Below are 11,692 nucleotides of genomic sequence, written 5' to 3' on the forward strand. Positions count from 1 at the left end.
TGATAGAGTTAGACGCCTAAATAGAGTAATTATCCAGCGAGTAAATTATTATCATCTATCATTTTTTGTAATAGTTCAGCATCTGTTGTTGTACTTGCATCGTTACTATAAAGTGCATCTTTGTCTACGTTTTCTAACGTGATCTCTTGGCTAATATCTTCGCCATTTTCTTTAATATGTAATGTTACTGAACCGTTATTCTCCGTGATATCAATAAAGTTATCAGCAGATATTCCATCTGTAACGTTATTTAAAATAGCGCGTAAATCAATGTTGTCACTATTGGCTGTGACATCGAAATCTACAATGGTATCTTGTGCCGGACTAGAGCTAGTTCCTTGATCTTCGGCTTTGAATACAAAGCGATCATTACCGCTACCGCCCGTCATGTTATCGTTATTGGCAGTACCAATGATCACATCATCATTTGCAGTGCCGATAAGCGAATTATCATTTTTATCCGTGATACTAACGTCGATGGTTTGCGTGACACCTGCAGCCGTTTGTCCATCCAGAGTTGAAATTGGCTCAATAGAAAGAGAGAAATCTTGCTCACTATTAGCAGTCATCGTCAGATCGGCAATTTCGTCAAATGCGACTTCCCAACCATTTCCTTTCGCTTGGCCTGCTGAGAATGCGAAATCACTAGGGTAACCTGTGATAATAATACTCCCTTGCTCATTAGGCGCAGGATTAAACATTGATAGCTCAAGATTTAGCGCAATCGTCGTTTCGGTTTTAGCTATAACGCTGTTGTACTGAAGATTAAGCTCTGGCGCATCAGGCATAGGTGCAAGAGTTAAACTGATATTCTTCTCAACAGTTTGACCATAATGCGTAATTTCTGAGCCTAAAATAGTATCGGTATCAATACTGCTGGCTTTGAGTGTGATAGTAATGTCGCCAAAAGCATCACCGCTAAATAGGGTTAATTGGTCTAAGGTAGTGCTATTTACTATTGCAGTCGCAAGCCATATATCACCACTTTTAATGATACTTATCTCTTGATCACCGATTTGAATTTTATCTAGGCCTGCTAACTGAGTTTGCTCAGCTGCACTAAAGATCACTTCTAAAAATAATGTTTCATTACTATTAGTTTCGGTACTTTCAATATCGACTGGAATCGTGAAGCTTTCACCTTCATCGCCCGATAGGCTCTCTGGTACACCAATAAATTGAATATCATCACCAATAGGATTGACGCCAATAATAACTTCAGAGGTCGATGTTATTATTTCCGTTGTACCAATTTCATTCGTGATCGCATCCAACTTCAATGTGATATCACCACTGAAATCTGTGGGTGGACGAATATAGATACTATCGGCTTGCGCAATATCAAAGCTCCATGATTTTCCAGTATTAGGCAATTGGATAAAGGTCGTGCCACCGTCTGGTGAATAGAACATCACGGCACCATTAGGAACGCCGGATAGATTCAGTGAAATGGTTTCAGAGCCGTCATCATCGTATAAGATTGCGCCTAATCCAACGATATGAATGTAGCCATCTTCATCACCTTGCTCGGTGATGGTATTCGGCATGGTGGCGATATCAGTCACAGGCTCAACGTTAATAATCACAGAAGAGGTTTTGGTCTGAGTATCCGTTTGCGATGATGAATCGGATTTATCGGTGATGTTGGTATCAACAGTAATGGTTAAATCGCCGCTGTAGTTATGAGGCGGCTTTAAAAGCAATTCGTCTAAACGACTTGGATCCAGTACTTGCCAACTACCATCGGGGTTCTGGGCTACTATCGCAGGATCGCCAATCAATTCACCACCAGGTGCTAAGGTGATTGTCATCCAGTTGATGGTTTCTTTACCAGTCGCAGAAGTACCTTCACCCGTGATGGTTTGTCCGTTACTTACACTATCGCCTAACAGCACCGTTAAGTTAATTGCGGTTGCGGTATCTTCTATAATACTGGTGGTATCTGTTGTTGTAATGATGTTATCAACAACCGGAACAACGTCAATTTTGATATGTTGTGTGGTGGTGGATTTTGTACCATTACAGGTAGAGGTTTGAGTGATCGTGATCGGAATATCTAAAGATCCAGCCCAAGCTTCATCTAATCCAATGAATGTCATATTGGAAAGACCATTTTCTGTGATGGTGTAACCAATAATTTCACCCGCATCGTTATATTCGGTAATGATACCGCTAAAGTCGGGAGTATTTTTGTTACTTATAATTTCAACATTGTCAGGTAAGTCATTAACGTCAATAAAAAAGGAGAGGGCGATTTCTGGGTTATTATCAATATCGCCATTTAGTAGACCTGATGAATTAATATCTTCGCCTTCTTTAGCAATAATCATATCACCTTGAATTTTATCTGGCGCTTCGGTCGGAGGACATGAACCTCCACCTCCTGTTTTACCTGTGATCTGGATCTGAACGGGTGCTTCTAAAAAGCGAGAATCGTTGCCGTCAACCACACGAGCTTTAACCACAAGATCAATCACCTGTGTATTAAAGCTAGCGCTTACGGTTGCTCCAGCTAACAGATCTTGCATTGCTTCTTTAATGCTAGCGCTTGTTAAGCCCGTTGCGGGAATAATCCAGTTACCACTACCGTCAATATGGGCACCGTTAGGGTGATCGATGATGAGATTAATGCCATCAGGTACTTCGATCACGATGTAATCTAGATATTCTGAGCCATCAAGATCTTCATCGATAAAGTGAACCGCATTGGTTAAATCAATAGGGATATCACCGGTACTACTTAACAGATCTTCTGTAGATTCTAAGCGCGTATCGGTTTCAACGACCCCTGCAACATCAACTTGGATAATGGCATTGATGTTTTTACTCGCTGTTTGTCCGGAAGTTGACGTATCCGTTACTTCATAATTAATCTTGATATCAAAAATGCCACTGAGATCTTCATCAGCATGAATGGTCACGCGACCACTGTTAATAAATTCAGCCCATGATTGGTTGCCTTTATAGTTAGCAAGATCGAGCCCATTAGCAGGAATAATAACTTCTATACCGTCAATAAATAGGGTTAACCCATCAGGTACATTGGTAATTTTATAACCTGTCAGCGTTTCACTGTTGTCGCTATCTTTTCTGATGGTCGGTTCAACTAAAAATGAGATAGGTTGATCTTCAAAACCAGTGTTTTGCAATATTTGCAATATAGGGCGACCTTCCTTATCTATCTCATTTTTCTCATCAACAGCAGGCAAGACTTCAATATCCACCTTGTAGTTAAATTCACCACTCGCACCGTCGGGCTCGGTAGAAATTACAATAACATCAAATGTTAAGTTGCCACTCATGTCTTCAGGGGTGGATAAATACGTCGATGTTAATTGATCGGATGTGATCCGATAGATCAGCCCAGTTGAAGCATCCTTACCGACAATTTCAAGGTTTAAAGGCTTGCCATGAAAATCGATAAACTTCACACCGTCAGGCAAGTTGGTGATTAAGATGGTTATCTCTTCTGATTTATCGTTATCACTGGTGGTAATTAAAAAATCGAGCGGTAATGGCTTATCTTCATCAAAACCATTAATGCCTTTGAGCGTGCCCTTAAAGCCAGTGGTGTTATCTGTGCTACTAGCAATGTATTGCCAATGCCCATTACCGCCGTCTGTAATGTCTGGGCGGTCAATGGTGCCTTTTAAGTTAATGGAAATAGTCTTTGTCGCACCCTCTGTACTGGTAGCAGAGGTGAGTCCGTTAATAGCGGCTTCAGTAGATATAGCCGTTACTTCAATAGTGAGTTTTTCAGTGTGTGAACTGATATCAGCTTTTGGATGAAGCTGTGCTTGACCATTTTCAATATATTCTGCACTCACAATATAGATGCCAGATCCGGCAGGCTCTTCTACCGCATCGCCACCTTGAATTGACCAACCATCTTGCACTTTAATTCGGTAACTTAGGCTTTCAGAACCATCGTTATCAGCTAATTTACCAATAATGGCCTTACTGAGATCAATAGGCTGATCTTCATGGCCTTTAAGGTTTTTAACCGAGAGTTTTGGCGCATCCGCTTCAGGAATAATATTTACTGTGACAAGACGTTGCGATTCTTCTGTTCGATCGGTACTTTTATCAAGGAACTGATTGCCTTTTTCTGTGCTGAGCGCAGTAATGGTGAAGGTAAATGTGCCTGCTGAGTGTTTATCAGAAAATATCTTCACATCATTAATTTGATCAGCGTTAATGATTTTGCCGTCGCTAATGATGGTGTTACCCAGTTTGAGTGTAATGCCGTCTGGGATCCCTGAAATTCGGTATTTAAGGGTTTCTGAACCATCGGTGTCTTGTAGATCCGCCGCAACATTGAGTTGAATGCCATTACTATCATCTTCGACTGCGGTGTACTCGTAATCTTTAGCCTCGTCCCAAATTGCGGCATCAGCATCAGGTAGCACCTTGATAGTGAGATCTTTGGTCAGTGTTTTATCTTGGTTATTGGTTGATATCGTCGCTGTTATTTTAAGCACAACTGTATCTTGTTGATTAAGCGCAGTATCAGGTGCAGGTTTATAAGTAAGATCACCGTTTGGCTTGTAGAAATCACCTTCACTAATAAAGTCGCTAAGGGTAATTACGCCATTTGTTGCCGTTAGCAAATTGCCATCTAAATACAGCTGTCCACCCGCTAATGAGCTTTCACTGATTGTGATAGTGCTAAGTGATTCATTCTGGTCAATATCACCAAGGAATACTTGAATCGTGAGTGGGTTACTCATACTGTCTTCAAGTGTCTGCTCTGCATTCACCTCAATACGACCAGGATCATCTGCAAATGATAGTTTCTTGGTTCTTACCGCAGTGTCACCATCGCTGTCTTTAACGGTGTAGCTGAACTCATCACTGATCTCGCCACTACTTTCCTTACTGGCAATCGTCTTAATGATGACAGTGCCATCTGAATTAACAGCGATAGTGCCATATTTAGTGTGTGGTATTGTTTTAGTATTTATTAAATCAATTGGATTACCGTCTGCTGGATACTCTTTGCCACGATACTTGATACTGACGACCTCACCACCATCAGCACCAGTAACGCCTCTAGATAATAGGCGTAGTGTCTTATCAACACCTTCAAAAACAGCAAGTTGTTCATCAGGACCTGCAACAGGGATATCGTCAGTAACTGTCACTTCAAAAGGAGTGGTGGCTGATTTATCACCATCTACGTCTGTGGCAATGGCGCCAAACTCTAAATTAAGCACACCTTGACTTGATGATGACGGACGGTCAATCGCTTCGAAAAGCTCAAATTGCACGGTACCATCTAGATTGACTTTAATACGGAAAATATCATTACCGTTTGCTGTTGCGTTATACCAACCGTTCGCATCTGCTGCGCTAAGTGTGATGTTTTCACCACCACTGGTATAGTTTTGACTATTAAACTGCGCAGTATCTAGCTGCACGGAAGCAAGCGCATCACTACTTTGGTTAAAGCTGAGTGTTGGTGCTGACGTGGTTGATGCATCAACGGCTAAATTATCATCCAGTAAGTCATTTTCGTGAACGTTAAGGTTACTGTTGACGGTAATGCTCGGCACTAAGCCATCTAAAATACTCACCGTTACGTTTGATGTGCTCGAGCTGCCATCACTGTCTTTCACTTCAACGGGCAGTAATAAATTAAGTTCGGTATCGTTGCCATTGGTATGGTCGATAGACTCATTAAGCGTCACTGTGATTGTTGCATTTGCTGCACTACCCGATGGAACTGCACCAATATCTGATAAATGAACAGAAAAGATCACTGTGCCATCAGGTAATGATGCGTTATAGGTGTTACTGCCATCAAATTGCCAAGTTAATGCTTGTCCTTGGTAGGTGATGTTATTGCCATCACTACTTTTCACCGTACCCGATAAAACAAGATTTAAATCGACGATAGGATCTTGTCCTGCGGTTACTGTGATTGTGGCGTCTGCTTGGTTTGAACTACCTGCTGGTGAAGAAGCACTCATCGGCGTTTCTGATATTTCTATTGACGTTGTATTAATAACAGGGGCACTACCATCAACAATGACAACATCGATAGCAGTTTGGTTAATATCTCCATCGTTGTCTTTAATAAAGACCGGAATAGAAATAGTTAATTCATCGTTTACGCTGGTTTGATCCAGTGCCTGATGCAGGGTAAAAACATAGTCAACGGTTGAGTTTGCTTCTGCATCTGGGCGAGAAGATAAGCTTATTTCAAAGACTTTACCTGAGCTTGTTCTTGCTTCAATAGTTTGATTATCATTAGAGGTCACATAAGAAATCGCTTTTCCACCACTGGTTAAACCGGTTGGTAGTTGGCTTAAATCAAAATACAGTGGACTTTGCTCTGTGGTGCCATTTAAACCATCACTACCAATGGTGACGGTGATCGTGCCTGTTTGTTGCAATGGTTGATTGGGTTGATTAGGTTGATTTGACGGATTAGATAGATCCGTTTCTTTAAACTCTAATTGCCCAGATGCGGCTAATACTGGATTCGCGCCATCTTCGATAACCCAATCAAATTTCCCTGTTGGAGTAGCAGTACCATCACTGTCAACGGCATCAATAAACAGAGGTAGGGTGATAGCATCAGCTAAACTTTGTTGATTGAGAGGGAAGTGTTGTACCAAGGTGACAGTACCCGTCGCGTTATCGCCTGAGGCGGTTGCCGATAAACTCAAGGTAAAAATAGTGTCGCCACCCGCTTTGGCGGTGATTGTTTTACCATCGGCGCTGACGGTATAACTAAGCGATGCTGTTGAGATACCAGAATACAAATTTAGTGCTTCAAGTGCCGTTATTGTCTGGGAATTAAATGTTAGGCTACTTGGATCAGGATTATCTGCTCCAGCTTGTACAGTAAACTCACCCTTGTAGGTAGCGCTTCCAGCTGAAATCACACTTTCAACCGTCTTTGCATTATCATCGAGTATGACATTGGCAAGACCATCTTTAACTGAAATTGTAAGGCTTGCATTGTTCTCGTATTGATCTTTATCTGAAGCGACGTAATCAATAACAAGGTTGATATCACCTTGGCTATGATTAAGATTGCGATTGGCGGTAAATGTCCATTCGCCATCACTATTGATGGTGAACTTTCCTTCAGGAAGATCAAAGGAAACCGATGTGTTATTCAGTGCCTTTGTCTCTCCATTAATAGTGATACTTTTAACGAAAAGAGATGCATCGACATCCACATCATTGGTTAGCACATTACCTGTAACAACGTTGCCTTCAATAACGTCACTTGTATCATCGACAATCTCAGGTGCGGCATCTTGAATATTGATCTCGATTGGCACGATGACAGTTTCACTCGTACCATCATTATCCGTTTGAATACCGTCAATGAAGATCACTGTTTCAGTATTAGGGTTGCCGGGGGAGTGATCAATGGCAGCACTTAATGTTGTTGTTACTGTTTGAGTGCTAGGGTCAATAATCGCAGTGAGTACGGTTGTGGTGGCTGTTTGTACGGTTAGCGTTAAGCCGTCAGCAGAAATAGTAACGGTAACGTCTTTACCATTAGAAGTTAACTGTTCTAAAGCACTCTGCGCTGCGCCGAAAGTAAATTCGGCGAATTCAATATTAATCGTTGAGCTTGATTCAATTGAAGATTCCGTTTCAAGCGCTTTTTCAGAGAAAGTCATATCGCTTGAGCTCGCGAATGTGGGCATATCGTCACTGGCAGTATTACCTGCAGCGTCTGTAACTGTGGCGATCATCTGCCAAGTTTGCTGTGGATCTAATTGAGATAATTCAATGTTATCTATACGCCAATTGCCTGAGTTATCTACTGATGTTGTCAGAGATACAGTATCTACTCCGTCACTAAAGGTAACGGTTATCTTATCGCCAGCTTGGGTACCTGTTGTTGAACCTTGCAGGTAGGGTACTTGACCATTTTTTAATGCCGAGACATTTAAGCCTCCTTGCTGGTAACTGCTTGTATCAATATCAATAGTAAGTACTGACGTATCTTTGATGATGGTATTGCTTGTTTCTTTAGTATTACCTGCGATATCAATCACTTCTGTGGTAACGGTTAACTCGCCTTCAGAAAAAGCTGATAAATCAACATCATCAATTTGCCATGCACCATTGATAACCGAAGTGGACAGGGTAAGAGTTTTACCATTGTTATCAGTTACTTTTACTATGACTGGTTGATTATCTTCAACAAAATCAACGTCACCAAACAGAGTGGTTTTAGCATCGATTTCAGCTTTATTTAAAAAGCTATCGCCATTAGCTTCAAAGTTCGCCGTGATTTCAGCAAGGGTATCTTTGGTAATGGTATCAGTGGCCGAGGTTGTATTACCTGCAATATCGGTCGCTGTGGTCGTAACGGTGAGTTGACCTTCAGCGAGTGTCGTGAGATCGGCGTCATTTACTGTCCACTTTCCGTTATTTACCGTCGTGGTATAAATTTTTTCAGTACCATTGCTATCTGTGATGGTAATAGAAACGGTTTGTCCGTCTTCTATATTTTCAACAGCGCCAAATAAATTGGTTATGGGGGTTTCAACGGCGTTGAGATACGCATCGCCTTTACCATCAACGCTGGTCGTAATATTTGCCGCAGTATCTTTGATGATAGTGTTGGTAGCAGAGGCTGGGTTGCCCGCAATATCAGTAGTTTCAGCGAGAACGGTTATTTCACCGTCTGTTAAATTGGTTAAGTCGGCATTGTTAACTGTCCATTTACCTGCGCTGATAGTGCTTGCAAAGGTTTTCTCTAAGCCTTGGCTGTCAGTGACGGTAATAGTCACGGTTTGTCCATCTTCAATATTGGCGATAGTGCCAAACAGCTCAGTCGTTGAGATTTCGGCTTGATTAAGGAAGCGATCACCGTTGCCTTCAAAATCCGCCGTAATAGTCGCTAAGGTATCTTTGATGATGGTGTCTGTGGCTGATACTTGGTTACCTGCAAGATCAACAGTAGCAGCGATGACAGTGAGCTCACCTTCGCTAAGTCCTGTTAAGTCAGCATTATCAACTGTCCAATTACCATTAATGACGGTGGTGGTATAGATTTTTTTTAATCCGTTACTATCGGTGATGGTAATGGTAATGAACTGTCCATCTTCGACATTTTCGATCTTACCCAATAAATTGGTAACTGGAATTTCAACGCGGTTGAGATACTCATCGCCTTTACCATCAAAATCGGCGCTAATACCAGTGAATGTGTCTTTGGTAATAGTGTTGGAAGCAGACGATGTGTTACCAGCAAGATCAACTGTTTCAGCATTGACTGTCAGTTCACCTTCAGCGAAATCGGTTAAGTCGGCATCTTCTATTGTCCATTTGCCATCAATCACAGTGGTTTCGAACGACTTTTCTAGGCCGTTACTATCGGTGACTTTAATTGCAACGGTTTGACCATCTTCAACATTGGATACCGAGCCAAAAAGATCGGTCACAGAGATTTCATCACGATTAAGATACTCATCCCCCTTACCATCAAAGTTAGCCGTAATGGTAGAAAGGGTATCTTTGATAATGGTGTTGGTGGTAGACGCTGGGTTGCCTGCAACATCAATAACTTCAGCAGTAACGGTTAACTCGCCCTCTGCAAGTGCAGATAAATCAACATCATCAATTTGCCATGCACCGCTTATGACTGTAGTGGTCAGGGTGAGAGTTTTACCATTGCTATCTGTTACTTTTACTGTGACTGGTTGATTGTCTTCAACAAAATCAATGTCACCAAACAGAGTGGTTTTAGCGTCGATTTCGGCTTTATTTAAAAAGCTATCGCCATTAGCATCAAAGCTCGCTGTAATTTCAGCAAGGGTATCTTTGATAATGGTGTCAGTGGCCGAGGTTGTATTACCTGCAATATCGGTGGCTGTGGTCGTAACGGTGAGTTGACCTTCAGCAAGCGTTGTGAGATCGGCGTCATTTACTGTCCATTTACCATTATTAACAGTGGCGGTGTAAATTTTCTCGGCACCGCTGCTATCTGCGATAGCAATAGTCACTGTTTGTCCGTCTTCTATATTTTCAACAGCGCCAAATAAATCGGTTATGGGTGTTTCAACGGCGTTGATGTACGCATCGCCTTTACCATCAACGCTGGTCGTAATATTTGCCGCAGTATCTTTGATAATAGTGTTGGTAGCAGAGGCTGGGTTGCCAGCAATATCGGTAGTTTCAGCGAGAATGGTTAGTTCACCGTCTGCTAAATCGGTTAAGTCGGCATTACTAACTGTCCATTTCCCAGCGCTAACAGTACTTTCAAAGGTTTTCTCTAAGCCTTGGCTGTCAGTAACAGTAATAGTAACGGTTTGTCCATCTTCAATATTCGCGATACTGCCAAATAGCTCAGTCGTTGAGACTTCGGCTTGATTGAGGAAGCGATCACCGTTGCCGTCAAAATCAGTCGTAATAGTGGCTAAGGTATCTTTGATGATGGTGCTGGTGGCGGAAGCAGGATTTCCCGCAATATCGACGGTTTCTGCTAGAACAGTGAGTTCACCTTCAGCAAGAGAAGAAAGATCAGCATTATTTATTTGCCAAGCAGCCGCATCATCATTGGCGGTTTCAAAGCGTAGTGTTTTACCTTGGCTATCGGTTATGGTGATAAATATTGGTTGATCATTTTCAACAAAATTTATCTCACCGAATAAATCACTATTTGTAATTTCAGATAGGTTTAAGTAATTATCACCTTTACCGTCAATTTTTGCGTTTATTTCAGCAAAGGTATCTTTGATTGTTGTGTCTTTGGCATCAACAACATTGCCGTAGAAGTCAGTAACAGAGGCATAAATAGAAAGCTCACCTTCAGCAAGAGAGCTCAAGTCTTGATGATTAACTATCCATTTTTGATTTTGTACGACTGCACTGGCAGTGAATACTTTGCCGTTAATATCTGTCACAGTAACGATAACTATTCTGCCATCTTCAATATCAATAGCGTCGCCCAGTAGTACCGCAGAAGGTGTTTCAAATCGGCTTTTATAACCATCGTTACCATCAATAATGGAGGCTGATAACGTCGCAGAAGCTTTAAGAGATGGGATAGCATCTGCAACAGATTCATTTTCTGTTTTTTGAATGGATGCTATTGAACGAGTACTAAATCCCGCTTTGGGTAAGGTTTCAGCTAATGTGGCTTTTATCTGAGAAATAAAAGAAGCGCTGTTGCTTGATAATGGCTCTTGGCCAATATTGGTATCAAGAAAAAACTGGGTACGATGCGAAGAGCTCTCGATAACAGGGGCATCATCTTGGTGGGTTTGTGTTTTTAAAATGTCATTGATGTAGGCTCTTTCTTTGATGAAAGGAATCGACTGATCGATAATTTCTGAAGCTGGAATTTGAACCCATTCGCCTGACTCTGTAATTTTCCAGATAATACCTTCAATAACAACATACATCATTGGCTTCATCCTTGACCCCTGTCTTTTTATTCTTCTTGTAAAATCGGTATTTCGATGAAATTTTGTATCATAAAGCTATTGATACAAATATCCATATTAGAGTTAAAAACTTTTTAAAAACATTAAATTAACATAATAGTTTTATCAGTAACTGTTTTTTGTGATCTTAGTTCATGATTTTTCGCTAAAAGGTAATGTGATTGTTATTATGTTGTTCTGTTTTAACAGATATATTAAGAGGGTTCTAAAAGGGAAGTGAAACGAGAGTGGTTCTTAATATACGTACTGCTATCGGTTTAATAGCA

At 41.3% G+C, this 11,692-nt stretch carries 1 protein-coding gene; it reads right to left on the minus strand.

The annotated features are described in order from the left end of the window. Positions 1-29: 29 nt before the first annotated feature. Positions 30-11,387, minus strand: a complete 11,358-nt coding sequence (locus C9J38_RS02040; RefSeq protein WP_107205646.1) for an Ig-like domain-containing protein — start codon at positions 11,385-11,387, stop codon at positions 30-32. Positions 11,388-11,692 lie beyond the last annotated feature (305 nt).

The sequence above is a fragment of the Photobacterium sp. GB-210 genome, from assembly GCF_003026075.1.
GTDB lineage: Bacteria > Pseudomonadota > Gammaproteobacteria > Enterobacterales > Vibrionaceae > Photobacterium.